The organism is Primorskyibacter sp. S87, from assembly GCF_049801055.1.
Taxonomy (GTDB): Bacteria; Pseudomonadota; Alphaproteobacteria; order Rhodobacterales; family Rhodobacteraceae; genus JBNAGF01.
Genome location: NZ_JBNAGF010000004.1, coordinates 1 through 25,000 on the forward strand (window position 1 = coordinate 1; position 25,000 = coordinate 25,000).

19 protein-coding genes, 1 tRNA gene and 2 rRNA genes are annotated in these 25,000 nt (G+C 56.3%); 15 read left to right on the forward strand and 7 right to left on the reverse strand.

Features of this window, described 5'->3' with window-relative positions; translation table 11 throughout:
- Nucleotides 1-18 precede the first annotated feature (18 nt).
- From ACP15U_RS08210 to ACP15U_RS08220, 3 genes are all read left to right on the forward strand, one after another.
- A complete protein-coding gene (locus ACP15U_RS08210; RefSeq protein ID WP_425044984.1) occupies nucleotides 19-1,590 on the forward strand; it encodes a Re/Si-specific NAD(P)(+) transhydrogenase subunit alpha in 1,572 nt (523 codons plus the stop codon).
- Between the two features lie 14 nt (nucleotides 1,591-1,604).
- On the forward strand, nucleotides 1,605-3,038 hold the full coding sequence (locus tag ACP15U_RS08215; RefSeq protein WP_425044675.1) for an NAD(P)(+) transhydrogenase (Re/Si-specific) subunit beta: 1,434 nt from the start codon (nucleotides 1,605-1,607) through the stop codon (nucleotides 3,036-3,038).
- 125 nt (nucleotides 3,039-3,163) lie between these two features.
- On the forward strand, nucleotides 3,164-5,443 hold the full coding sequence (locus tag ACP15U_RS08220) for an NADP-dependent malic enzyme (RefSeq protein WP_425044676.1): 2,280 nt from the start codon (nucleotides 3,164-3,166) through the stop codon (nucleotides 5,441-5,443).
- 70 nt (nucleotides 5,444-5,513) lie between these two features.
- Here the strand turns inward: ACP15U_RS08220 and ACP15U_RS08225 are convergent, their stop codons facing one another.
- Both ACP15U_RS08225 and ACP15U_RS08230 read right to left on the reverse strand, forming a co-directional pair.
- Nucleotides 5,514-7,112: a phosphoenolpyruvate carboxykinase gene (locus ACP15U_RS08225; protein WP_425044677.1), complete on the reverse strand. Its 1,599-nt coding sequence runs from the start codon at nucleotides 7,110-7,112 to the stop codon at nucleotides 5,514-5,516.
- A gap of 957 nt (nucleotides 7,113-8,069) precedes the next feature.
- A complete protein-coding gene (locus ACP15U_RS08230) occupies nucleotides 8,070-8,744 on the reverse strand; it encodes a hypothetical protein (protein WP_425044678.1) in 675 nt (224 codons plus the stop codon).
- Between ACP15U_RS08230 and ACP15U_RS08235 the strand changes: the two genes are divergently transcribed.
- Nucleotides 8,745-9,896, forward strand: coding sequence for a hypothetical protein (locus ACP15U_RS08235; RefSeq protein WP_425044679.1), 1,152 nt, complete (start codon nucleotides 8,745-8,747; stop codon nucleotides 9,894-9,896). It begins immediately after the preceding gene.
- A 304-nt stretch (nucleotides 9,897-10,200) separates the two neighbouring features.
- On the opposite strand, the gene ACP15U_RS08240 is transcribed toward ACP15U_RS08235, so the two are convergent.
- Nucleotides 10,201-10,908 carry a winged helix-turn-helix transcriptional regulator gene (locus ACP15U_RS08240; protein ID WP_425044680.1) on the reverse strand — a complete coding sequence of 236 codons (708 nt, stop codon included), beginning with the start codon at nucleotides 10,906-10,908 and terminating at the stop codon, nucleotides 10,201-10,203.
- A gap of 142 nt (nucleotides 10,909-11,050) precedes the next feature.
- Here ACP15U_RS08240 and ACP15U_RS08245 point away from each other — a divergent pair, with 142 nt between their 5' ends.
- Nucleotides 11,051-11,878 (forward strand): class I SAM-dependent methyltransferase, encoded by an 828-nt coding sequence (locus ACP15U_RS08245; protein ID WP_425044681.1) that lies wholly within the window; start codon nucleotides 11,051-11,053, stop codon nucleotides 11,876-11,878.
- 317 nt (nucleotides 11,879-12,195) lie between these two features.
- Here ACP15U_RS08245 and ACP15U_RS08250 read toward each other — a convergent pair whose 3' ends face one another.
- Complete coding sequence (locus tag ACP15U_RS08250) at nucleotides 12,196-12,438, reverse strand: helix-turn-helix domain-containing protein (RefSeq protein WP_425044682.1); 243 nt, start codon at nucleotides 12,436-12,438, stop codon at nucleotides 12,196-12,198.
- 169 nt (nucleotides 12,439-12,607) lie between these two features.
- Here ACP15U_RS08250 and ACP15U_RS08255 point away from each other — a divergent pair, with 169 nt between their 5' ends.
- The 10 genes from ACP15U_RS08255 (at nucleotide 12,608) to ACP15U_RS08300 (ending at nucleotide 21,631) form a co-directional block, all read left to right on the forward strand.
- On the forward strand, nucleotides 12,608-13,075 hold the full coding sequence (locus ACP15U_RS08255) for a hypothetical protein (protein WP_425044683.1): 468 nt from the start codon (nucleotides 12,608-12,610) through the stop codon (nucleotides 13,073-13,075).
- 307 nt (nucleotides 13,076-13,382) lie between these two features.
- Nucleotides 13,383-13,538 carry a hypothetical protein gene (locus tag ACP15U_RS08260; protein ID WP_425044684.1) on the forward strand — a complete coding sequence of 52 codons (156 nt, stop codon included), beginning with the start codon at nucleotides 13,383-13,385 and terminating at the stop codon, nucleotides 13,536-13,538.
- Nucleotides 13,531-13,743: a helix-turn-helix domain-containing protein gene (locus ACP15U_RS08265; RefSeq protein WP_425044685.1), complete on the forward strand. Its 213-nt coding sequence runs from the start codon at nucleotides 13,531-13,533 to the stop codon at nucleotides 13,741-13,743. Before ACP15U_RS08260 ends, ACP15U_RS08265 begins: the two co-directional genes overlap by 8 nt.
- A gap of 172 nt (nucleotides 13,744-13,915) precedes the next feature.
- On the forward strand, nucleotides 13,916-15,589 hold the full coding sequence (locus ACP15U_RS08270; protein ID WP_425044686.1) for a tyrosine-type recombinase/integrase: 1,674 nt from the start codon (nucleotides 13,916-13,918) through the stop codon (nucleotides 15,587-15,589).
- Nucleotides 15,582-16,646: a tyrosine-type recombinase/integrase gene (locus ACP15U_RS08275; RefSeq protein ID WP_425044687.1), complete on the forward strand. Its 1,065-nt coding sequence runs from the start codon at nucleotides 15,582-15,584 to the stop codon at nucleotides 16,644-16,646. The genes ACP15U_RS08270 and ACP15U_RS08275 overlap by 8 nt, the downstream gene beginning before the upstream one ends.
- A gap of 404 nt (nucleotides 16,647-17,050) precedes the next feature.
- The gene (nthA, locus tag ACP15U_RS08280; RefSeq protein WP_425044688.1) at nucleotides 17,051-17,692 is read left to right on the forward strand and encodes a nitrile hydratase subunit alpha; all 642 of its coding nucleotides are present in this window, start codon (nucleotides 17,051-17,053) and stop codon (nucleotides 17,690-17,692) included.
- Nucleotides 17,692-18,351, forward strand: coding sequence for a nitrile hydratase subunit beta (gene nthB / locus ACP15U_RS08285; RefSeq protein ID WP_425044689.1), 660 nt, complete (start codon nucleotides 17,692-17,694; stop codon nucleotides 18,349-18,351). Before nthA ends, nthB begins: the two co-directional genes overlap by 1 nt.
- On the forward strand, nucleotides 18,338-18,664 hold the full coding sequence (locus ACP15U_RS08290; RefSeq protein ID WP_425044690.1) for a nitrile hydratase accessory protein: 327 nt from the start codon (nucleotides 18,338-18,340) through the stop codon (nucleotides 18,662-18,664). Before nthB ends, ACP15U_RS08290 begins: the two co-directional genes overlap by 14 nt.
- A gap of 189 nt (nucleotides 18,665-18,853) precedes the next feature.
- Complete coding sequence (locus ACP15U_RS08295) at nucleotides 18,854-19,645, forward strand: class I SAM-dependent methyltransferase (RefSeq protein WP_425044691.1); 792 nt, start codon at nucleotides 18,854-18,856, stop codon at nucleotides 19,643-19,645.
- Between the two features lie 345 nt (nucleotides 19,646-19,990).
- Entirely contained in the window at nucleotides 19,991-21,631 is a 1,641-nt protein-coding gene (locus tag ACP15U_RS08300; RefSeq protein ID WP_425044985.1) for a recombinase family protein, read from the forward strand.
- Here ACP15U_RS08300 and ACP15U_RS08305 read toward each other — a convergent pair.
- The 3 genes from ACP15U_RS08305 to ACP15U_RS08315 form a co-directional block, all read right to left on the reverse strand.
- A tRNA-Met gene (locus ACP15U_RS08305) sits at nucleotides 21,588-21,664 on the reverse strand. The genes ACP15U_RS08300 and ACP15U_RS08305 overlap by 44 nt on opposite strands.
- Before the next feature lie 111 nt (nucleotides 21,665-21,775).
- Nucleotides 21,776-21,890: ribosomal RNA gene (gene rrf / locus ACP15U_RS08310) — 5S ribosomal RNA — on the reverse strand.
- Between the two features lie 80 nt (nucleotides 21,891-21,970).
- A 23S ribosomal RNA gene (locus tag ACP15U_RS08315) occupies nucleotides 21,971-24,798 on the reverse strand.
- Nucleotides 24,799-25,000 lie beyond the last annotated feature (202 nt).

Sequence of the window (25,000 nt, forward strand, 5' to 3'; positions counted from 1 at the left end):
CAAAGGGGGACAAGAAGGTTGAAGATAGGGACACCTAGAGAGACATTTTCGGGCGAGTCTCGCGTTGCGATGACGCCTGAGTCTGCGATTCAGTTGCAGAAGCTTGGCTATGAGTGCGCGATTGAGGCTGGGGCCGGAGCTGCTGCGGGTTTTTCGGACGCGGCTTATACGGCTGCCGGGGTTGAGATCATCAAGACGGCGGCGGGTCTTTGGAAGGCTTCGGACATCATTGCGAAGGTGCGTCAGCCGAACGAGACGGAGCTGAAGCGTCTGACGAAGGAAAAGACGCTGATTTCGTTCTTCAACCCTGCTGGCAACGAGCCTGGCATGGAGGCGGCGAAGGCGAAGGGGGCCAACGTGATCGCCATGGAGATGGTTCCCCGGATCAGCCGGGCCCAGAAGATGGACGCGCTGTCGTCGATGGCGAACATTGCGGGTTACCGGGCGGTGATCGAGGCCGGGAACAATTTCGGCCGGTTCTTCACGGGCCAGATCACGGCGGCGGGCAAGGTCCCACCGGCCAAGGTTCTGGTTGTCGGCGCCGGGGTTGCGGGTCTTGCCGCGATCGGCACCTCGACCAGTCTCGGTGCGATCACCTATGCGTTCGACGTGCGCCCCGAAGTGGCCGAGCAGGTTGAGTCGATGGGGGCCGAGTTCGTCTATCTCGACTTCGAGGAAGAGCAGCAGGACGGCGCCTCGACCGGCGGCTATGCTTCGGTGCAGTCCGACGAGTTCCGCGAAGCGCAGCTGGCCAAGTTCCGCGAGCTGGCGCCAGAAGTGGACATCGTGATCACTACGGCGCTGATCCCCAACCGCGAGGCGCCGGAGCTGTGGACCAAGGACATGGTCGAGGCGATGAAGCCGGGTTCGGTGATCGTCGATCTGGCGGCGGAGAAGGGCGGCAACTGCAAGCTGACCGTGGCTGACGAGAAGATCGTGACCGACAATGGCGTAACCATCATCGGCTATACCGACTTCCCGAGCCGGATGGCGGCACAGTCCTCGTCGCTTTACGCCACCAACATCCGCCACATGATGGCCGATCTGACGCCCGAGAAGGACGGTCAGATCAATCACGACATGGAAGATGACGTGATCCGCGGCGCCACGGTGACCTATCAGGGCGACATTACCTTCCCGCCACCGCCGCCCAAGGTGCAGGCGATCGCGGCGCAGCCCAAGCAAGAGGTCAAGGAACTGACGCCCGAAGAAAAGCGGGCGCAGGAGATTGCCGAGTTCAAGGCGCAGACCAAGCAGCAGGTGACCCTGCTGGCCATTGGCGGGGCGCTGATGCTGGGCGTTGGCCTTGTGGCCCCGGCCAGCTTCATGCAGCATTTCATCGTGTTCGTGCTGGCGGTCTTTGTCGGCTTCCAGGTGATCTGGGGCGTGGCACACAGCCTGCACACGCCGCTGATGGCGGTGACCAACGCGATCTCGTCGATCATCATCCTGGGTGCGCTCATGCAAATGGGATCGGGCTCGTTCCTGGTGATCCTCCTCGCCGCGCTTTCGGTCTTCATGGCCGGGATCAACATCTTTGGCGGCTTCCTCGTGACCCGGCGCATGCTCGCCATGTTCCAGAAATCCTGAAGGAGTAGAGGACAATGGACTTCGGATTTACGACTGCGGCCTATGTTGTCGCTGCTGTTCTCTTCATCCTGTCGCTGGGCGGCCTTTCGGGCCAGGAAAGCGCCAAGCGCGCTGTCTGGTACGGAATTGTCGGCATGGCGCTGGCGGTGTTTGCCACTCTGATCGGTCCCGGTGCAGGCCTGTGGTGGCTGTCGATCATCCTGATCGCGGCCGGTGGCATGATCGGCTATCAGCTGGCGTCGCGGGTCGAGATGACCCAGATGCCGGAACTGGTGGCCGGCATGCACGCGCTGGTCGGTCTGGCTGCCGTGTTCGTGGGCTTCAATGCCCATTTCGAACTGGGCAACGTCATGGCGATGGACGAGACCGCAAAGAAAGCGCTGGAAGGCTTTGCCGCGCTGCTGGCCAAGAAGGACAGCGTTGAGATCAACATCCTGCGGGTCGAGGCCTCGCTGGGCATCTGGATCGGGGCCGTGACCTTCACCGGTTCGGTGATTGCCTATGGCAAGCTCTCGGGCAAGGTGACCTCGGCGGCCACCAAGCTGCCTGGCGGCCATGTGCTGAACGCCAGTGCGGCCGCGCTGTCGCTGCTGTGCCTGATCTGGTACCTGAACTCGGGTAGCTTCTTTCCGCTGCTGATCCTGACCATCGCGGCGCTGTTCATCGGCTATCACCTGATCATGGGCATCGGTGGCGCCGACATGCCGGTGGTTGTCTCGATGCTCAACTCGTACTCGGGCTGGGCCGCGGCAGCGATCGGCTTCTCGCTTGGCAACGACCTGCTGATCGTGGTCGGTGCGCTGGTGGGCTCTTCGGGTGCGATCCTGTCTTACATCATGTGCAAGGCGATGAACCGCTCCTTCGTTTCTGTGATCCTCGGCGGCTTCGGCGGCGAGCAGGGGCCGCAGATGGAGGTCGAGGGCGAGCAGGTTGCGATCGAGACCGACGGCGTGGCCGCCGCGCTCAACGAGGCCGACAGCGTCATCATCATCCCCGGTTACGGCATGGCCGTGGCACAGGCGCAGGCTGCAGTCAGCGACCTGACCAAGAAGCTGCGCGCCAAGGGCAAGAATGTCCGTTTTGCCATCCACCCCGTCGCCGGGCGCCTGCCCGGACACATGAACGTGCTGCTGGCCGAAGCAAAAGTGCCCTACGACATCGTGATGGAGATGGACGAGATCAACGAGGACTTCCCGGAAACGGATGTCTCGATCGTCATCGGCTCGAACGACATCGTCAACCCGGCCGCACAGGACGACCCCAACTCACCCATCGCCGGCATGCCGGTGCTGGAATGCTGGAAGTCCAAGCAGGTCTTCGTGATGAAACGCGGGCAGGGAACCGGATATTCCGGCATCGAAAACCCCCTCTTCTTCAAGGAAAACACCCGCATGTTCTACGGAGACGCAAAAGCGTCGCTCGACAAACTGCTCCCAATGATCGAATGAAAATAATCATAATCACGTAAACAGGGGCCAAATAGGTTCGGGGTATTGATTTGGGCTGTAAATTTCCATGCCACGGGGTTTACTGACGGCCAGAAATTGAAAGCTGAAAAATTGGAGGGACCAAGTTGGTACAAGATTCGGACGGCCGGGCTAAGAATGCGGCGCTGGACTACCATGAGTTCCCCAAGCCGGGAAAACTCGAGATTCGCGCAACAAAGCCACTGGCCAACAGCCGTGATCTCACCCGAGCATACTCTCCGGGCGTTGCTGACGCCTGTATCGCAATTTCGAAAGCTCAGAATGAGGCTTTCCGCTTTACTGCCAAAGGGAACCTGGTTGCGGTTGTCTCGAACGGGTCTGCTGTTCTTGGTCTGGGGAACATCGGCGCCCAAGCCGCCAAGCCCGTCATGGAAGGAAAGGCGGTCCTGTTCAAAAAGTTCGCCAACATTGATTGCTTTGACATCGAAGTTGACGAAGAGGACCCCGAGAAACTTGCCGATATCGTCTGTTCGCTCGAACCGACATTCGGGGCAGTCAATCTCGAAGACATCAAGGCGCCAGACTGCTTTGTCGTCGAAAAGCTGTGTCGGGAACGGATGAACATCCCTGTCTTCCACGATGACCAGCACGGAACTGCCATTGTGGTGGGGGCTGCCGCCACAAATGCGCTGCATGTTGCGGGCAAACGGTTTGAAGATATCAAGGTAGTATCAACGGGCGGTGGGGCCGCCGGCATCGCTTGCCTGGACATGATGGTCAAGCTTGGCGTTCCGAAGAAGAACATCTGGCTCTGCGATATTCATGGGCTTGTCTACGAGGGTCGGGCCGAGGATATGAACCCGCAAAAAGCAGCTTATGCACAGAAATCTGAACTGCGCAGATTGGATGACGTCATCGGCGAGGCCGACTTCTTTCTTGGCCTGTCAGGGGCCGACGTGCTGAGCCCGGACATGGTTAGGCGAATGGCCAACCGCCCCGTCATCTTTGCGCTGGCAAACCCGACCCCGGAGATTATGCCTGACCTCGCGCGCGCGGCGGTTCCTGATGCCATCATAGCAACCGGACGGTCTGACTACCCGAACCAAGTCAACAATGTTCTTTGCTTTCCTTTCATATTCCGAGGCGCGCTTGATGTCGGCGCGACCGAGATCAATGATGAAATGAAGGTGGCCTGTATTAAGGCAATCGCTGCATTGGCACGAACAACCACAATTGCCGAAACCGCTTCGGTCTATAAAGACGAACAACTGACTTTCGGGCCCGACTACCTGATACCCAAGCCATTTGATCCTCGGATGACTGGCGTTGTTGCCAGCGCAGTTGCCAAGGCGGCTATGGACACCGGAGTGGCCACCCGCCCGATCGCGGATCTTCCAGCCTATAAAGAATCGCTCGACGGCGCGGTTTTCAGGTCCGCACTTGTCATGCGGCCTGTCTTCGAAAGCGCCCACAAAGCCGGACGAAAAGTTGTTTTTGCCGAAGGCGAAGATGAACGAGTATTGCGTGCGGCGCAGGCCATGGTGGAAGAAACAACAACGCTGCCTATCCTCATCGGCCGTCCCGACGTCGTCAGCATGCGACTGGAAGGAATCGGTCTCTCAATCCGCCCAGGTCGTGATTTTGAGCTGGTTGACCCAGAACACGACACCCGCCATTCAGAGTACTGGCAGACGTATCGCGGGCTGATGTCCCGCAAGGGCATCACCCCAGATCTGGCCAGAACTATCACCCGCACGAACACAACGGCAATTGCCGCAATCATGGTCTATCTTGGTCAGGCAGACAGCATGATTTGCGGAACATTCGGGCAGTTTCACTGGCACCTGCGCTACGTCACGCAGTTGCTGCAGAAAGATGACCTGGAGCCGGTGGCTGCCCTGTCGATGATGATCCTTGAAGATGGGCCGCTGTTCATAGCCGATACACAAGTCAATCAACAACCGACCGCCGAGCAAATTGCCCGGACGGTCGAAGGATGCGCCCGGCATATTCGAAGGTTCGGGATCGAGCCACGTATCGCGCTATGTTCCTACTCGCAATTCGGCGATCTTGATACCGATTCGGGAAGGCGAATGCGCGGCGCGATGGATCTGCTTGATCGGCGTGACTCCAATTTTCTCTATGACGGAGAGATGAACCTTGACGCCGCTCTGGATGCAGAGATCCGATCAAGACTGCTGCCGGATTCCCGGCTGCAGGGATCAGCCAATGCGCTGGTGTTTGCGAATGTTGACGCGGCCAGTGCTGTGCGAAACATCCTGAAAATGAAAGCCGATGGCTTGGAAGTCGGCCCAATCCTAATGGGAATGGGAAATCGGGCCCATGTGGTCACTCCGGCCATCACGGCACGGGGGCTTCTCAACATGTCGGCCATAGCAGGAACACCGGTCGCTCACTACGGCTGAGTTGGCTCTGAAAAAGCAAACGGCCCCGAATTTTTCAACCCGGGGCCCTTTCTGAGCGTCGCTGAATTCATTACCCGACAGCAACAGCCTTAACATCATCGTCAATATAGGGCAGGTACTGTTCAAAGTTGTCTGCGAACATCTGCACCAGTTTCGCAGCCTGCGCATCATATGCCTCAGGGTTGTCCCATGTGCGGCGCGGGTTGAGGAGAACTTCGGCAACACCGGGCACCGAAACGGGAACGTCAAACCCGAAATTGGCGTCTTTGCGGAACTCCACATCCGACAGCGAACCGTCCAGAGCAGCTGTCAGCAGGGCCCGCGTCGCCTTGATCGGCATACGAGCACCAGTACCATAGGCACCACCCGTCCAGCCTGAGTTTACCAGCCAGCAGGTCGAACCGTGCTGCGTGATTTTCTCGCGCAACAACTTCCCATACACCTCCGGGCGGCGCGGCATGAACGGCGCGCCGAAACAGGTCGAGAATACTGGCTGCGGTTCAGTCAATCCGCGTTCGGTTCCCGCCATCTTTGCGGTGAACCCCAAAAGAAAATGATACATGGCCTGCTCGGGTGTCAGGCGCGCGATTGGCGGCATGACACCAAATGCGTCACAGGTCAGCATAACCACATTCTTGGGGTGTCCTGCCAATCCGATCTGCGAGGCATTCGGTATGTACTCCAGCGGATAGGCGCACCGCATATTCTCGGTCAGGCTCGTATCCTGATAGTCGAGCTCACGGGTATCTTCATCATATACCATGTTCTCGATCACGGTTCCGAACATCGAACAGGTGGCGAAGATCTCCGGCTCTGCTTCGGGGCTCAGGTTGATAGTTTTTGCATAGCAGCCACCTTCAAAGTTAAAGGTGCCCTTGTCGGACCAGCCATGCTCGTCATCACCCAGCAAAGTCCGGTTCGGATCCGCCGACAAAGTGGTCTTACCCGTGCCGCTGAGTCCAAAGAAAATCGCAGAGTCCACCGGGTTTCCGTTTGCGTGGTTCGCCGAGCAGTGCATCGGCATGACGCCTTTTTCGGGCAACAGATAATTCATCAGACCGAAAACCGACTTCTTGTTTTCACCCGCGTATTCGGTGTTACCGATCAGGATCAGTTTCCGGTCGATATTCACGGCGATCACTGTTTCGGAGTTGCAGCCGTGACGTTCCGGATCTGCCTTGAAGCTTGGACAATTGATAATCGTGTAGTCGGCAACAAAACCCGCCAGATCGTCCTGATCCGGACGACGAAGCATGTATCTGATGAAGAGGTTGTGCCACGCGAGTTCGTTGACGACGCGAACATTGATGCTGTGGGCATGATCGGCGCCAGCATAGAGATCCTGAACGAAGTAATCGCGGCCTTCCATATGGGCCAACATGTCTTCGTAGAGTTGGTCAAAGGAGCTCGGATCCATCGCTGCGTTGTTTTCCCACCAGATCTGATCCTTGGTGGTTTCCGTGCGGACAGTAAACTTGTCCTTTGGCGAACGACCGGTGAACTCTCCTGTGCTGACAAGCAGAGTTCCCCCCTGTCCCAACTCACCTTCGCCGCGGGAGACCGCAGCCTCAACCAAGGCAGCCTGCATGAGGTTGTAGTGGACGTTCCCAAGGTTGCTTATGCCCTGATCTTCAAGGCGGAACTTCGGGTTCACTCGGTCGGTTGTCATCAGATGCCTCCCTTGGCGGTCGTAAACTGTGCTTGCGCGACGCGGCCCGAAGCGAAATACAGCGGGACGTTCAGACACGCTCGCCGCCGCTTCTACATGACTCGCTCAAGAACGCACAGTGGTATTTGGTATTGTTAGCGCCACCTTTCCGATGTTTGCGCAAACTCCTGTAATCCTAAAAGACTTTTTCGGATGGGAAGCCCTTTTCTTCCATCGCTCTGTTCGATTTTCTGCCTTGAACTGACGATGGTCTCGTTTTCTTGATCAGGCGGAGCAGCCTGATCTGACTGGTTCTGGGCTGGGCGGTGTTCGTTCCGCGACATTTCCGGAAACAAGCGCTTCGCTCATTAAAGACCTCGTGGTTCCACAGAAACGAAACGCTCAATTTCTCGTCAAATACGTTGTGCGAACTCAGTTTCCTACCGGTGCCTATGGCAGTCATGCGCGGGAAGGGAAGCCGATTTGGACCAGTCAGATCGGGTTGCTCATGGTGACCAAACGCACGAAAGCGCCCCAGAGGGCGCTTCGCAGGATAATTTGGTTGCGGGAGCCCGCAACCACCGTTGCAGAACGGAGCTAACATGCAGAGTTTGACTGCACACGGCCCGTAGCCGCCGTTGGCCAGCCGATCTGGTGAAGCGCTGCTGCTTCACCAGACCTGCCATTCGTGCGCCGTGCAGCATTTTCGAAAGGCGAGTGACCGACATGCGGGACAAACCCGCCTGATGCTCGTGCAGAGGAAATCGCCTTGTTTGGTTGACCGTGTCACGGAACTGCAAGCGGCGGCGCAGCACAGTTTCCCGAAACCGGACATTCAAATCGTCCAAATGGGCCGAAACCCAAACCGGCCATTCGCTGCGGCAGTGTCGAGCGTCTCAGATGCGGACAAAGCTGCCATTTGCTGTCTAGCAGCATTCGTCAGCTCCACAAGTAAGATCGTTAATCTGCGTTCAGCCGTTATTTTAGTAGATCTCCAACGATTCCAACGGCATCCACAACCGTCGACATGTCGTCTGTAACTTCAAGAATATCATCACCTACTCGGATGTAACGGTTGCCTTGTCCTGGAGGCTTCATTTTCCATTTCGAAAGGTCCCCGATGTCTGTGTATTTCAAGTCACCGGGAAGTTTTGCACCGCGCGTATAACGCTTGATCTGCCCTGGGGGCACCTTTTTGGGACCTTTTCCAGGTTTCCCGTCCACCTTCACTTTGCTGGCCTTAGGCTTGTTGCCTTTATCTTTGGCCTCGGAAATGTCTGCAGAGACGGTAACGAAACTTGCGGCAAGCAGACCGGCAAACACGCTTGATATTTTCATATGAAACTCCTCCCGAACAAGAAAAGACCTCCAACATTCGGGATTGGCAAGCGCAATTGTGGTCTTTGACGCCATAAAGCCCAAAAGCTGCGTAATAAAGAATAGCCCTGGCGAATCGCAGATAATCCGTTGGTTCTTTGGCTCTAGGGGTCTCTCGTCTTGGATACCCAAGGATTGCAACGGTGTCACCGGTCCAACGTCTACGTAAGCATTGAGCCAGTCATAGAATACACCAATTTTTGCCGGGTCGTTGACACAATCTTGCGGTAGAATGCGTCCTGAAGTTGTGGGCAAATTTTCCTGGGAGCCGCTCAAATGAAGTCGAAATCCAGCAAGTTGATCGCGACCCTAGTCGGAGTTGCCCTGTGTGTGACCCCGGTTGTCATGACCGCGGCCGCCATATCTTTCATGGCCGATACGGCGACCGCCAAGGGCAATGGAAATGGGGGAAACGGTAACGGTAACGGTAACGGTAATGGTGGAAACGGAAACGGCGGCAACGGCAAGGGTGGAAATGGCAAAGGGTCCAGCAATGGCAACAGCGCCAGCAAAGGCAGCAATGGCAAGAGCGACCACTCCGGATTTGCAAAAGGCGGGTTTAGCAAAGGGAACTTCGGCAAGAGCCTTGGCCGTAGCATCGGGTCTATTGGAAACGGCAAAGGCAAAGGGTCCGGCAAAGGCCTGGGTGCCAATATTGGGAAGGGCCTGGCCAAGGGGCTGGGGACCCTGGGCATCACCGTCTCGCCCAACAAAGGGCGCCGGGGTCAGAAAAGCACCGCGAGCTACTCGGCCAAAAGCAATTCGCGGGGTGCCATTGCAAGCAACCTGAAAGGGCTCAACGCCGCGCATGCCAGCGCAGTGGCCCGCGCCAACGCAGCGCCAAACAGCCGGGTCGGGAGGATAGCCGCTTACGAACAGGCGACCCTGGCCACCATCGGACTGTCGGACGAGCTGTCCGACTTGCAGGATATGGTGGATGAAACCGTTCCGACGTCCGAAGAGTTCGTAGCGGATAATATTTCGGAGGATACCGAGTATACTGCCGAAGAACTCGCCCAAGCCATGGACAGCCTCGATCCGGAATCGCCCGATTACGAAGCCGACGTCGCCGCACTTGCAGCCGGCATGACCGGTCTGGACCCGAATGATCCGGAAAATGAAGAAGCGCTTGCTGATATGGCGGCCAGTATCAATGACACGGTCTCCGCGCAGGATGAACAGGCCGAACTGGCCGAGGATAAAGCGGATCTGGAAGGCCAGTTATCGGACGCAGAGGAGGATCAGTTGTCAGCCTTGTCCGAAGCCTATGCGCCGCATGACGTGTCGGACTTGACTGACGAGTCGTTGGCGGAACTGAACGGGTTGCTTGGTCTGGACCCCGAAGCCATTCCGGATGTGACGCCTGACCCCGATGACGTCGAAATCGCACAGGAAGAGACAGCCACAGAGGAACAGCCGACGGACTAGATTAGGCCAGTTCCAGCAGATCAATGTTTTCAAGTTCTTTCGTCAGCAGAAATCTCGCTCAAGATTTTACTCCAATCGAAGACCGCTAAGGGCTCGGGGCCGTCGTTGAGCCTCGGTTCACCCAACGACCGCTTCTGATTGCCGAAGGTGGGCAGACAAGGCCATCCGCTCGAACGCAGAGAAGAACCTGGGCCATCCGAACGGCTGCTTCCGGAGCGCGCCTCAAGCTGGCGCTGCTGCATCGCCGCAAGACTGCTTCGAGCCCAAACCTCCCAAATGCTGCGCGCTCAACGAATGTCCGGTGTCATTCCGTTCGCAGTGGGAGGATGTCAGGAACCTTCGCGTAGGGTGCGGGGGGCAGCCAGTTCTGAAATGTCCGAGCCAGTCGTGGATCACCACTCAGAAAGAAGGATCCCAGTTCCGTCTCTTTGGCTAAAGTGGTTCGCCCCATTATGATGCCGCCCATTGCGACCAATGTGGTTTCAACATACAGATCAACCTCCAGATCAGGATCGTGGACGCAAAGTTCTGGAGGCTCTCCTCGCTGGGCCAGAAACCAAAATGTGTCGTAGTCCGTTGGCTCATCCCTAAAATGAAAGCGGATCACGGATCGCTTGTCAGGCAGAGCATCTATCTGGAGCACGCTTTGACATTTCCACATCATCGGCGAAGCCAGTGTCCCCGCGAGTGCGACCTCAGCTTCGATGTTCTGTTGTGCCCAGACCCCAAGCGCCTTGATGACTGGTTCCAGAGCTTCGGACTTGGGCGTGCGGAAGTAGTCTACAGAACCAGTTGCACTATCTTCGACACGCTCCACCAGACCATTTCGCTCCATCTCGGAAAGTCGCCGAGATAGAACCCCGGGGGAGATGCTGCCGAGGCGTCGTCGCAACGTGTTGAACCTGGTGGCTCCAGCCCAAATCTCAGTCAGGATTGGAATAGTCCATCGAGGCTCCAGCAATTGGCTGGCGCGGGAAATCGGGCACAGAAGACCGTATGGCTTGACGTTCATAAGAAACTCCTCACCGCCCATCATACCCAGCGAAGCCACTTGGGCTAGTACGTCTGAAGTACCAGCATCAGTACTTCCTACGCACTACTCTGAGAGAACTGCACCATGGTTGAGTTGGTCATCGGAAATTGAGGAGAAAACGATGACACGGAACAATACGATGACAGGGGTCACCAACGGGGAGTTGTGGGGCCACAGGGCGCAGGATTGGGCCAGGTACCAGGAAGCCTCAATTGCACCTGTATTTGATGCGGTTCTCGACCGTACTGGTGTGAGCGAGGGGACCAGATATCTTGATATCGGCTGCGGGGCAGGAATGGCGGCAGCAAAGGCCAGTGCGCTAGGTGCGGTGGTGACTGGTCTCGATGCATCAAGCGCATTGATCGACATTGCCCAGTCTCGGTTGCCGGCAGCGGCCTTTCACGTAGGGGATTTGCAGGAGCTCCCGCTCCCAGACAACAGCTTTGATCTGGTGACAAGTTTCAACGCAATCCAATATGCCGGCGATGTAGCCGAGGCTTTGTCAGAGGTAAAACGCGTCCTTGCACCCGGTGGCACAATAGCCATTGCGACTTGGGGCGATCCAGAAGGCATGGAGGCAGCTGAGGTAGTAACGGTTTTGAAGCCGCTTTTGCCGCCGCCGCCACCCAGCGCACCGGGCCCATTTGCTTTGTCTGATGACAACGTTCTGCGTCAGTTCGTCGAGAAAGGAGGGTTTAGACCCTACGATGTTTTTGACGTCGACAGCCCCTGGTCCTATCCCGACGAACCGGCTGCAATCGCGGGTTTGGCCGCATCTGGTGTCGCGGCCAAAGCAATCTGCTTGGCAGGACAAGACGCCGTCGATAAGGCACATCGTTCAGCTATCGCGCCATTCCGAAAAGCAGATGGTCGGATCGAATTCGGTGCTACCTTCAAGGTGGTTCTGGCCAAGTCAGCAACCATCCAGCCCTTGGCGCGAAAAACTTAGCCCCTTAGAAGCGGTCGTTGCATAGCTCCAGAGCAATGGCCGCTTCGTCCCGCAACGCGGTCATCGGCATCGGGAAACCCGCTGCGCCCTGCATGAACGGCCGCTTTCCTTTCGGCGGCGCGGCTGACGGCCCGATTGAATGTGTTGCTACATCTGCGAGCTACCGAGTCGAAGCACTACCGGTATGGGCTCACAGCCGCCTTGCGGCAGCGCAGAGAACATCTCGGTTTCAAGCGAATATGGATGTCGGCTTTCAACGTTGCGGCTTGATCGGTTCGCGCCCGCAGAGAAAGTCCGGAATCCGCCCGAACTACAGCTCAAGGCCGTTTTCTGCGCGCAAACTCTTGCGCTTTTCCGAGGTCGAAAAGTTCCACCACATCAACCTCTAGAGCCATTGCTAGGCGTTCGATCACAAGAGCTGAGGGATTTCTCACCCCGCGTTCGACACCACTGACATAACCACGATCAAAACCGCTGTCGGTCGCAAAGTCTTCTTGTGTCACACCCCGCTGTTTGCGCAGGCGTCTCAAATTCCATCCTATACGTTCTCGTACATCCATCAGCTTTGATGGATCAGTCAGTGAGTCTAATTAGCCCACGACTTATAAGTCTCATTTTTCTCTGGACGGGACGAAATCAGTGTGTAATGTGCATCTACCGGGGAGTGGGAAAGTACTACACCCATGATTTTTATCAATTTTTCGCGCCTCTCTCAGAAAGGAAACAGCGATGAATTTTGTGCCACGAGATCGGAAACGGCCTGTCGACCGCAAGGAACTCTACGGAGATTTCTCATCTGACATGATCCGAGGGTCCGACTACTTTGCACGTACAGTTGATTGTGCTGCCTATCTCCACATTACAGGGTGTTTTCCTTCACATCTGCGCGCCAAGAGGACAGCGATCCTGCGCCAAATCAGCGAGCGCTACCCCCATCCTACGAGCGCCGACGGTCGTGGAGGGGAAATTAGGCTAAAAAAGGAAGCCGTTCGCGGCATGCAAATCGAGAGCCACCCGATGGTCAAAACGGTACGCGCCAAAGTCAGCCAGGGCTTCAAAATTCAGCAAAGCTTGGGTCACAACACTCGCCGAGGGCACTCGAAAATCTTCATGTATCAAATCGACCCGGAGACCCAAAGTGTCGTTAACCAAATCACCGTCGTGCTGTCTGGCGCTGTAAAGAACCGCTGGGACTAGAGTACGCTTCAGATCTTGCGTTGCGGCCAACGATCACCCCGATGGGCACCTGTTGCCTCGCCCGAGAAAAGTAACCAATGGTTACCAGAAATCCATATTGCTCAGATAGTTAGATAGTGCTACATGTGTAGTCGTTAGAAACTAACCGCCTCATTGGGATTGGAACGGACGCTAAGGTGTCCCGGACGCACTCGATGGCGATGATCCTGACCTCATTTGAGGTCAGAGGTTCGCTATCTGGAGAACATCCCAAAGGCCAACCATCACGATCATCGACACACGCGGTTCCATTCAATGGAGCTGAGCCATGACGTGTTCACCTACTGCCAATCAAGGCACCTTTCCCCTTCCCGATATCCCCAAAGGCATTTTGGCACTTGTGCGCCTTTTGGCCCGTGACGCAGCACGCAAAGACTTTGCCGACCGCCGCGCCACGCAGAATGGAGGGGCGGCCAATGCCTAATCTCCCCTTCTCCGACAAGGCTGAGTACCTGTCCGTTCGTCAAGTAGCAGAGGTGTTTTCGGTCCACACCAAGACCGTTCGCCGCTGGATTGCTTCTGGTGACCTTTCGGCGACACGTATTGGGCGCGACTGGCGGATCGCCCGCACCGACCTGAAAGCCCTCGCCGCAAGCCGTTCCAACCGGGTTGCAGGGCATGTCCTCTAAAGTCCTCAAAAGCCCCGCGTTTTCCCGCTGTCGGGAAAACACCCCCACGGACTTCGGATATAAATTCGCCGCCGTGGTTTCCCGAATGTCCGCGCGTGGGCCTCCACGGGTCCAAACGGGCGTGAATGCCCAAAGCTGCAATCCCCTCCTTCCAAGGCTGAAAGGAAAAACCATGCCTTATGACAAAACCGCCTCCACCACGCTTGCCGATGCCATTGCATCTTTGAAGGTACACCCGGACCTCTCAGACACACAACGTCGTGACTTGATCTCTTCGATCAACCGTATCGCCAAATACCTGAACCGTTCGCCCGCAGACCTGATGACGAACGCCCCTGCCTTGCGCAAACTGCTGACTACCATCCATCCGGTGCAAGCTGGCATCTCGGCCAAATCGCTGAGCAATGTCAAAACCGCTCTCACCAAAGCGTTGCAGACCTCTGGTTATCTGCCACCCGCTGCGCCGAAAACTGAACCCAGCGAAGCATGGGCGGCATTTCTGTCGGCCTGCGCAGCCAAGCATCAGGCTCTCGCCCTGTCGCGCCTGGTGACCTATTGCGCGTCTCGTGGCATTGAGCCTGACGCTGTGAATGACAAGGTGATGGCCACATTCCAAACCTATCTCGACGCGCGCCTGCTTGGAAAAGACCCTGCCAAACTCCGCAAGGAAATGGCGCAGACGTGGAATGGCATTGTCAAACGCCAGAACCTGTCCCTCGCTGAACTCACCTATGAGAAAGGCGGGCAGCATCGGTCCCGCCCTCTCACCTCGTATCCTAAATCCCTGCAAGATGACATCGCGAAGTATCTGGATCGCCTGAGCCAGGCCGATCCGTTTGACGAAGACGGACCTGATAAGGCGCTGCGTCCAACCACGTTGCGCAATATCAAAGCACACCTGCGTCAGTATCTGGATGCGCTGGTGACCGCCGGGGCTGATCCGGAGACGTTTCGGTCTCTGTCCAAAGCGATCAGCGAAAAGAATATGAAAGGCGCCTTCACAGCTATCATGAAGCGTCGTGGCCTCAGCGACCCCAAGGATGGTGGGCTCCACAATATCGCCGCCACGCTGAAGGCCATCGCGCGTCACCATCTCAAACTGCCCGAGAAAGACCTGGGTGCAATCCTCAATATCCAGAAGAAGGTGTCCCCAGCCATCAACGGGATGAGCAGCAAGAACCGTGACCGCCTTGGCCAGTTCAATGACTGGCAGAACGTGGCCCGTCTGCTTAGCCTGACTGAAACTTTGATGAAACGCGCCTCGGCCAACCCTGCTTCCCGCACGTCTGGTCTTTCTGCCATGTATGCGGTTGCCATCGCCATTCTCCTGTCCTGCCCCATGCGCATCAAGAACCTTGCCCAACTCGAGCTGGACAAGAATGTCACCGGGCACAGCAATGGCACGCACACCCTCTACACGATCCGCGTGGACGCCGAAGACGTGAAGAACAACGAGCATATCGAGGTCGCGCTCAATCCTCGCACATCCAAACTTCTTCACACCTACATTATGAAGTTCCGTCCCCTTCTGACCCGTGCGAATGGCCCGGCGCTGTTTCCGAAGAAGAGCAACGGCGAACCTCGCGATCCCGCCAACTTTGGCAGCGACATCAAAGCACTGATCTACCGCGAGACGGGCCTGACGGTTCATGCCCATCTGTTCCGCCATCTGGCGGCCTTCCTCTATCTCAGGGAACGCCCCGGCGACTTTGAGACGGTGCGCCGCCTGTTGAAGCACAAGAGCCAGCAGACGGCCATGACTTTCTACGCCGATCTCTCCAACCAGTGGGCGCATGATCACTATGACAAGGTCGTTCTCGGCAAATGGGGAGGCACTCATGACTAAGTCCATCCCTATCGTTCTGAAGTTTGGCGACTGGCCTCTGGCGGATCGTTCCGCCTGGGATGCCCTGTTTGCCGCACGAGAGTGGTTTGATGACAGCGGACCCTGCGTCGGTTGGAGCGAGGGCACGCGCACCAAGCGCCGCCAAGGCTACGGGCAGTGGCTTTCCTTCCTGATGCGCATGTCGCCAGCACACCTTACTGAAACGCCCTCGTCGCGTGTATCCAAGGACACCGTCCAGGCATTCGTCGAAGAGTGCGAAGCGCGACTTGCGCCCATTTCCGTCAGCAACCTTGTTTCGGATCTCTATGTCGTGATCCACGCCATGTCTCCGGAAACGGATTGGGGGTGGCTCAACCATGTGTCCAAACGTTTGACGAAGACCGCCAGACGTCAGAGCCTGCCGCCGCCCCATGATATCTCGGCCAACGAGGTTCTTCACCGCGCGGTAGAATGGATCGAGCGCCATGATGGCAACCACAGATATGCGCCTCTGACACAAGCCATTCGCGTCCGCCAGGGGCTGATGGTCGCCTTCCTTGTCAGCCGTCCTGTCCGCCGCCGTGCCCTGCTGGCCACTACGCTGGATGATCACCTCAAGGTGCAGACCGACGGGTTCCACCTTTGCTATGGAGCGGAAGACATGAAGGCGAAACGCCCTTATGAATTCCCTTTGCCGGAAAGGTTGGTGCCGTTCATGCGGCGATATCTGGAGGTCCACCGCCCCACGTTGCTGCAGGGCAAATCCTGCAACGCACTGTGGATCAACCAGTGTGGCAATGCGCTCACGCCAGACGGCCTCTCCCGACAGCTTCCGAAAGACACAAAACGTATTCTCGGTGTTGCACTTCGTCCTCACGCCTTCCGGCACATCGCGGCCACCTACATCGCAGAGACCGACCCCAAAAATGCAAACATCATTCGTGATGTGCTCGGGCACGCGACGCTCGATATGGCCAACAAACATTACAACCGGGCCAAAGGTATCGGCGCATGCAATGAGTATCAGGATCTAATCACCGGGCTGCGAAAGGAAGGGGAGAAAGTGGTGCGGAAGTAGTGCCAAGCACTGATACCGGCCGTTTGTGAATTATGCAGCGAACGGCCGGTAGGAGCCCAAAAAGACTGATGCTGCGCTATGCTCGAAAGTCGGCTTCTCAGGCTGCGGCCAAAAACCTGCCAAAACCTCAGAGATTTTGGGCGGAGTTTGTGACACGGCTAAGCCGTTGATCTTACGTTAGGGCAGGACGATGTGCCAAAAACGACCGATTTTGACACTATAGCCGCAGCGTTTCACACGCAGAGGTTGCTATCGGACTGGGGCTTCATCGACAGCCCCGAACCCATTTTCCGAATGCTGTGCTTTGTATGGAAGTCGGGCTCTCAAACCGTCCTGACAGGCAAGACCAAAATGCATCGCATCACTTAGCGGGCGGTGCTATTATCGTGTTGGGGAGAACGCGAATGCCTACATTTGACAGTGAAAACGCCGCGAAGCTGCACCGCGAGTTGCATACACACTTGCCGTCAGACCCTGTGCTCAGGGTCAAGACATTGGAAAGTCTTGCAGTGGAACGTGGTCTCGTCGCGCCTGAAAGCCTCGACGCTTGGATTGAAGCCTATTCCGAGCATATCGGACCGAAACGCGGGGCGCATGTAGTGGCGCGGTCATGGCTTGATCCGGGGTTTCGGACACGCCTGTTGGATGACGCGGCAGAAGCCATCAAGGAGTTTGACTATCAGGGGGACGCGACTGCGCACCTGAAGGCGGTCGAGAACACCGACACGCAGCACAACATGGTCGTTTGCACGCTATGCTCTTGCTATCCCTTTTCAATCCTGGGGATGTCACCGGCGTGGTACAAATCGACCGAATATCGCGCCCGCGCCGTTCGAGAGCCTCGCAAAGTGCTTACAGAGTTCGGCGTGGCACTCCCTGAAGATGTGGGCGTCCGCGTCTGGGACAGCACTGCCGAGCTTCGCTATATCGTTGTCCCGCAACGGCCCTCGGGAACCGATGGATGGAGTGAGGAACGCCTGGCAGCCCTTGTCACCCGAAACTCTATGATCGGGACAGAGCGAGATTTGAAGGCGGAGGCGGGCTGATGGACGGCATTCACGATCTCGGCGGCATTGAGGGTTTTGGCCCGGTGCCCGTAAAGAGCGGCGACAAGGATTTCCGCGATTTGGAGGATTGGGAAAAACGCGCCTTTGCGTTGAGCTGGTCGCCGATTGCGCCCGGCAGCACCATTGACTGGTTTCGCCACGGGCTCGAACGCATGGTGCCAGCTGACTACCTCGTCTTTTCCTATTTTCAAAAGTGGTGCACCAACGATCTGGTGCGGATGCTCGACAATGGCACGATAACACTTGAGGACGTCAAACGCGGTCACGTACAAAACCCCATTGCGCCGCCTCCTTCCATAACGGTTGAAGATGCAGTAGCGGATGTAGCTGCATCGGCTTTCAGCTTTGAGAGAGAAACGTTAGAACAACCCGCTTTTTCCGTCGGAGACACGGTCCGAGCGCGGCGTCATACGCATGCAAATCATACGCGCCTTCCCCGGTACGTGCGCGGTCTGAGTGGTGTGGTTCTTGCCCATCATGGAGCGCATGTGCTGCCAGACCGCAATGCCGAAGGTGTCGAGGTGCCGGAACATCTTTACACGGTTGGATTCCGCGCCGTTACGTTATGGGGCGAGGACTCCGATCCACGCGACGATGTCACACTCGATTTGTGGGAAAGCTACCTTGTTCCAGCCTGACGATCCACTTGGCCCACCCCAGCCGGTCTTTGATGAGCCTTGGCAGGCGCAGGCGCTCGCCCTGGCAGACAATTTGGTCCAAGCCGGTCATTTTACCGCGACGACTTGGGCAGAAACGCTCGGCCAAGAATTGAGAAGCGCCGAGCGCAAAGGGGCTCCAGATGATCTTGACACATATTATGCAGCAGTCCTGAGTGCACTTGAAACGCTCACAGAGAGTGCCGGTATTTGCGAGGAGACCCGCATGCAGCGTCGCATCGATTTGGAGACCGCATACCTTCGTACCCCTCACGGGAAACCGGTTGTGCTCTAGACTGTGAAGGCACAGTGAATCAACTGCATGCTCCCGCCAAAGCTGATCTCAAGTTAGTGCCCACAAACGACCGTTTTTGCCCACCAGGTTCTGTCACGGGCTATTGTCCCGGGCTTTGTAGAAATTTGACCGTTGAGTTTGTTGCTGTGTATCGTGCTCCGAGCCAGGCAGCGAAAAAGGGTAAAAGCCGTGACGTTCCAGCTAGTGGGCAATGGACCACAAATCTACGAAGAGGTCATGGTACCGCTTTGGTTTGGCCGATGGGCCGAGGCGCTTATTGATCTGGTATCGCTTCAGAAGTCCGAAAGTGTTTTGGATGTTGCATGCGGCACAGGCGTGACGACGCGGATGGCAAAGGAAAAAGTCGGGCCGAATGGAAGGGTAGACGGCCTCGATATTAACGCGCCAATGCTTGCAAAGGCCAAGGAATTGGCGGATGGCCTCTACATCAACTGGATCGAGAGCGATGTCTGCGACAGCGGTCTACCGCCCGGGACATACGATGTCATCCTGTCGCAGCACGGCTATCATTACTTCCCCGACAAACCCCAAGCTCTCAAAGAGTTTTTGCGGCTACTTGTTCCAGGCGGACGTTTAGCTTTCTCAATCTGGGACGGGCATAGCCCATATACAAATGCAATCTGTGCTGCAGTCGAGCATCACATTTCAGCTGAGATCGCAAATAAACAACGCTCCCAACGACAAACACCGTCTCAGGGCGATCTCAAAGAACAGTTGAGCGCTCAAGGATTCACTAATGTGGCAGTTCATCGACAAGAGCTCATGATTGACGTGCCGCTCGCGGCAGAGTTTGTACCCTTACATCTAGGGTCGATGCCCATTGCGGGCGCGTTTGCAGGACTTGCCGAAGCGGCCCAGAAAGCACTGATCGACGAGGTTGCCGAAGCCCTCTCAGACTACGTGCAAGGGGATCGGCTGGTTTACCCAGACGCCGTGCATGTGGCGGTTGGGTACAGATAAAGATGCCTCCAAGGTCCGGTTCTTAGGCAAAGCTCATGCGTTTCTGCCATCGGTGAAAACGACCGTTTTTGGCCATGCAAGGATTCCGGAAGCGGCCGTTTGCGCAACTGCAGCGAAAGCTCACTTTGTCCCGCAAAGCGGAAGCAGACCTATGATCGATTGAAGGTCAGCTTTCAGGGCTTCTGGGGGTTGATGCTTGACGCATCCAAGTCATGGCCTACGTGATTTTCCAGCAAGAGCTTGTTATTTATCTATAAAAAATTGCAACGGGTTGCAAAATTTTCTGGCTGACGGGTTTGATTTCGTGCCTATAATGGGGCGGGCCAACAGTACTGGAGGCCCAACATGCGAGCAGCAATCTACGCCCGCTATTCCACTGACCTGCAAAGCGACGCATCGATCGAGGACCAGCATCGTCTGTGTTTGCGCCTGATCGAGGGGAACGGTTGGCGGGAAGCCGAGACCTACTCTGATCGCGGTCTCAGCGGGTCTTCCCACTTGCGCCCCGGTTACCAACGATTGCTGGAAGACGCCCGCCACAACGTGTTCGATGTGGTCGTTGCCGAAGGTCTCGACCGGATTAGCCGGGATCAGGAGCATATCGCGGCCTTCTTCAAGCAGATGCGGTTTCAGGGCATCCCGATAATTACGGTGGCTGAAGGCGAGATTTCCGAGCTGCATATCGGCCTCAAAGGCACGATGAGCAGCCTCTTCCTCAAGGATCTGGCCCAGAAGACCCATCGCGGCCTGGAGGGACGTGTCCGCAAGGGCAAGTCGGCAGGCGGCATCACTTACGGCTATGACGTTGTGCGCAACATCCAGCCCGATGGCGAGATCTCCACTGGCGAGCGGATCATCAACGAAGAACAGTCTGAAGTGGTTCGCCGCATCTTCGAAGACTACGCCGCCGGGATCAGCCCTCGCGCCATCGCTAGCGTTTTGAACAAGGAAGGGGTTGCAGGTCCACGCGGCGCTGGCTGGGGCGCATCCACGATCTACGGCAACTGGCGGCGCGGTACAGGCATTCTAAACAATGAACTCTACGCCGGACGGCTGGTTTGGAACCGGCAGCGGTTCATCAAGGACCCGAACACTGGTAAGCGGCAGGCCCGTCTCAATCCGCCTGAAGACTGGATCATCGAAGAGGTGCCCGACCTTCGGATCATTCCCGAAGACCTATGGTCGCGTGTCAAGACCCGGCAGGAGGCCACGCGAAGCACCATGATAAGCGACGGCGTCAACCGCCCTGAACGCGCCCACCGCGCCAAACACCTGTTTTCAGGATTGTTGAAGTGCGGATGCTGCGACGGCGGTTACACCATCGTCGGCAAAACCCACTACGGCTGCGCCAATGCCCGCAACAAGGGCACCTGTGACAACCGCCTGACGATCAAAAGGGAAGACCTGGAAGGACGCGTTCTGTCCGGCCTCAAGGATCAGCTCTTGCATCCGGACCTGATCGCAGAGTTCGTGACAGCCTATCAGGCCGAGTACAACCGGTTGGCGGCTGAGGTTATCAAGGGCAAAGCCAATGTCGAACGAGAACTGGCCAAAGTCATCAAGCAGATTGACAAGATCATCGAGGCGATCACAGAAGGCATGTTCCATTCCAGCATGAAGGCCAAAATGGACACGCTGGAGGCCCGCAAAGCGGAACTGGAAGTCGAACTGGTCAGTTGCGAGACTGAACCGCCGGTTCTGTTGCACCCCGGCTTGGCCGAAGTCTACCGTGAGACCGTTGCCAACCTGAGCGCGGCTCTCAATGACCCGGCCACAAAGACCGAAGCTACGACCATAATCCGCAGTTTGCTCTCTGAGATCCGACTGATCCCGGAAGGCGATGACCTGGCAATCGAATTGGTAGGAGAGTTGGCGGGTCTATTGGCATTGGGGCAAACAAAAACGGCCTCGGAAACAAATGCTCCGGGCCGTTCTGTAACAATGGTTGCGGGAGCAGGATTTGAACCTGCGACCTTCAGGTTATGAGCCTGACGAGCTACCGGGCTGCTCCATCCCGCGACACTTTGTTTTGGGCGCTTTCGCTTTTTTGCGTATGGCCGAGTTTAGCCTCGTTTGTGTTTGGCGAGGCTTGGGATTTCATCGTTTAGAGAGATTGGAAGGCCTTATTAGGTTTGGCGGTGACCTACTCTCCCACGACTTAAGCCGCAGTACCATCGGCGCTACAGTGCTTAACTTCCGGGTTCGGGATGGGACCGGGTGTTTCACTTGCGCTATGACCACCAAACCGAATAAGGCCTTCCTGATATTTTTAAGTCATTGTTTTTTGGGGTTGTATGCTTTTGACCAGTCTTTCTGTTACTGGATCAAATCAAGCCTATCGGACAATTAGTACCGGTCAACTGAATGCATTGCTGCACTTACATCTCCGGCCTATCGACGAGGTGGTCTACCTCGGTCCTCAGGGATACCTTGTTTTGAGGGGGGCTTCCCGCTTAGATGCCTTCAGCGGTTATCCTGTCCGATCATAGCTACCCTGCACTGCTGCTGGCGCAACAACAGGTCCACCAGTGGATCGTTCACCCCGGTCCTCTCGTACTAGGGGCAACTCCTCTCAAGTATCCTACACCCACGGCAGATAGGGACCGAACTGTCTCACGACGTTCTAAACCCAGCTCACGTACCTCTTTAAACGGCGAACAGCCGTACCCTTGGGACCTGCTCCAGCCCCAGGATGAGATGAGCCGACATCGAGGTGCCAAACACTGCCGTCGATATGGACTCTTGGGCAGTATCAGCCTGTTATCCCCGGCGTACCTTTTATCCGTTGAGCGATGGCCCTTCCACTCGGGACCACCGGATCACTATGGCCGTCTTTCGACTCTGCTCGACTTGTCAGTCTTGCAGTCAGGCTGGCTTCTGCCATTGCACTCAACGAGCGATTTCCGACCGCTCTGAGCCAACCTTCGCGCGCCTCCGTTACGCTTTAGGAGGCGACCGCCCCAGTCAAACTACCCGCCACGCAGGGTCCCGGATCCGGATAACGGACCGCGGTTAGACATCAAGCAGAACAAGGGTGGTATCTCAAAGGTGGCTCCACAGGAACTGGCGTCCCTGCTTCAAAGCCCACCACCTATTCTGCACATGTTGTGCCTGATGCCAGTGCGAAGCTGTAGTAAAGGTGCACGGGGTCTTTCCGTCTAACCGCGGGAAGCCTGCATCTTGACAGGCAATTCAATTTCGCTGAGTCGATGTTGGAGACAGCGGGGAAGTCGTTACGCCATTCGTGCAGGTCGGAACTTACCCGACAAGGAATTTCGCTACCTTAGGACCGTTATAGTTACGGCCGCCGTTTACCTGGGCTTCAATTCAGAGCTCTCACCCCTCCTTTTAACCTTCAGGCACCGGGCAGGCGTCAGACCCTATACGTCGTCTTGCGACTTCGCAGAGCCCTGTGTTTTTAATAAACAGTCGCCACCCCCTGGTTTGTGCCCCCAGCCCCTAGTTGCCTAGGAACCGGGCCTCCTTCTCGCGAACTTACGGAGGTATTTTGCCGAGTTCCTTCAACATCGTTCTCTCAAGCGCCTTGGTATGCTCTACCAGTCCACCTGTGTCGGTTTAGGGTACGATCTTATAGGAGGGCTATTTCCAGGAACCTCTCAGCAGCCCATTCAATCCGATAAGGATGAACTACCTTCGAGATCCGTCACCACTCCATGGCCCAGGAATATTAACCTGGTTCCCATCGACTACGCCTTTCGGCCTCGCCTTAGGGGTCGGCTTACCCTGCTCAGATTAGCTTTAAGCAGGAACCCTTGGACTTTCGGCGAGAGTGTCTCTCACACTCTTTGTCGCTACTCATGTCATCATTCTCACTAGTGATCTCTCCACCGGATGGCTCACGCCCCGGCTTCATCGAAAGCCTCTCTCCTCCAATACGCCCGAAGGCGTTAAGGAGGAATGAGACTATGTCACACTACGCTCTGCTACCATGCCTTACGGCATCCTAAGCTTCGGCTCATGGCTTGAGCCCCGTTACATCTTCGCCGCAGGACAACTTATTTAGACCAGTGAGCTGTTACGCTATCTTTAAAGGATGGCTGCTTCTAAGCCAACCTCCTGGTTGTTTTGGTCGTCCCACCTGCTTTCCCACTTAGCCATGAATTGGGGGCCTTAGCTGTAGGTCAGGGTTGTTTCCCTCTCCACTACGGACGTTAGCATCCGCAGTGTGTCTGCCATCTAGTACTCCCGGGTATTCGGAGTTTGGTTAGGATCAGTAAGCCTGTGGGGCCCCATTACCCATCCAGTGCTCTACCCCCCGGGGTATTCGGATGACGCTCTACCTAAATAGATTTCGCAGAGAACCAGCTATCTCCGAGTTTGATTGGCCTTTCACCCCTAGGCACAACTCATCCCGACCTTTTTCAACAGGTGTGGGTTCGGCCCTCCAGTAAGTGTTACCTTACCTTCAGCCTGGTCATGCCTAGATCACTCGGTTTCGGGTCTGATCCCACGTACTCATTCGCCCTATTAAGACTCGCTTTCGCTGCGCCTACACCTAACGGCTTAAGCTTGCACGTGAGACCAAGTCGATGACCCATTATACAAAAGGTACGCTGTCAGGCCGCAAGGGCCCTCCAACTGATTGTAGGCGTTCGGTTTCAGGTACTGTTTCACTCCCCTCGTCGGGGTGCTTTTCACCTTTCCCTCACGGTACTGGTTCACTATCGGTCAGTAAGGAGTACTTAGCCTTCGAAGGTGGTCCTCCGATCTTCAGACAGGATTTCACGTGTCCCGCCCTACTTAATACGTCCGTCAGTGCTTCGAATACGGGGCTGTCACCCGCTATGGCCATGTTTCCCAACATGTTCTTCTCACACATCCAGCTCGGCTGGTCCCCGTTCGCTCGCCGCTACTAGGGGAGTATCAATTGATTTCCTTTCCTCCGGGTACTTAGATGTTTCAGTTCCCCGGGTTTGCTCTTAAAACCCTATGTATTCAGGTCTTAAGTACCTGTTTCAGCCCGTTATTGATCACCAAAGGTAACAATAACAAACTGTCAGGTGGGTTGCCCCATTCAGAGATCCATGGATCAAAGCTTATTCTCAGCTCCCCATGGCTTATCGCAGAGTATCACGTCTTTCATCGCCTCTTACTGCCAAGGCATTCACCAAACGCCCTTCTCGCGCTTGATTTGATCCAGAAAGAGAAAGACTTAACTTTCGCGGCCACCCAGCTGGTAACTAAAGGCAACCTCTTTTTCTGAACCAAAAGCATACTATCCCGCTCTCGATCATGTCGGTGATCGAGAACATTCGCGATCCTCGCGGACCGCATTTGGTTAGTGTACTTGACTTGGACAACTCTGTTCGTTTCAGCCGGGATATCCATGAACGA

Bases quoted from the DNA above. Each gene is read 5' to 3' on its own strand.
- ACP15U_RS08215 (WP_425044675.1), top strand. From the start codon at position 1,605: ATGGACTTCGGATTTACGACTGCGGCCTATGTTGTCGCTGCTGTTCTC.
- ACP15U_RS08225 (WP_425044677.1), bottom strand. From the start codon at position 7,112: ATGACAACCGACCGAGTGAACCCGAAGTTCCGCCTTGAAGATCAGGGC.
- ACP15U_RS08235 (WP_425044679.1), top strand. From the start codon at position 8,745: ATGAAGTCGAAATCCAGCAAGTTGATCGCGACCCTAGTCGGAGTTGCC.
- ACP15U_RS08240 (WP_425044680.1), bottom strand. From the start codon at position 10,908: ATGAACGTCAAGCCATACGGTCTTCTGTGCCCGATTTCCCGCGCCAGC.
- ACP15U_RS08245 (WP_425044681.1), top strand. From the start codon at position 11,051: ATGACACGGAACAATACGATGACAGGGGTCACCAACGGGGAGTTGTGG.
- ACP15U_RS08250 (WP_425044682.1), bottom strand. From the start codon at position 12,438: ATGGATGTACGAGAACGTATAGGATGGAATTTGAGACGCCTGCGCAAA.
- ACP15U_RS08255 (WP_425044683.1), top strand. From the start codon at position 12,608: ATGAATTTTGTGCCACGAGATCGGAAACGGCCTGTCGACCGCAAGGAA.
- ACP15U_RS08260 (WP_425044684.1), top strand. From the start codon at position 13,383: ATGACGTGTTCACCTACTGCCAATCAAGGCACCTTTCCCCTTCCCGAT.
- ACP15U_RS08265 (WP_425044685.1), top strand. From the start codon at position 13,531: ATGCCTAATCTCCCCTTCTCCGACAAGGCTGAGTACCTGTCCGTTCGT.
- ACP15U_RS08270 (WP_425044686.1), top strand. From the start codon at position 13,916: ATGCCTTATGACAAAACCGCCTCCACCACGCTTGCCGATGCCATTGCA.
- ACP15U_RS08275 (WP_425044687.1), top strand. From the start codon at position 15,582: ATGACTAAGTCCATCCCTATCGTTCTGAAGTTTGGCGACTGGCCTCTG.
- nthA (WP_425044688.1), top strand. From the start codon at position 17,051: ATGCCTACATTTGACAGTGAAAACGCCGCGAAGCTGCACCGCGAGTTG.
- nthB (WP_425044689.1), top strand. From the start codon at position 17,692: ATGGACGGCATTCACGATCTCGGCGGCATTGAGGGTTTTGGCCCGGTG.
- ACP15U_RS08300 (WP_425044985.1), top strand. From the start codon at position 19,991: ATGCGAGCAGCAATCTACGCCCGCTATTCCACTGACCTGCAAAGCGAC.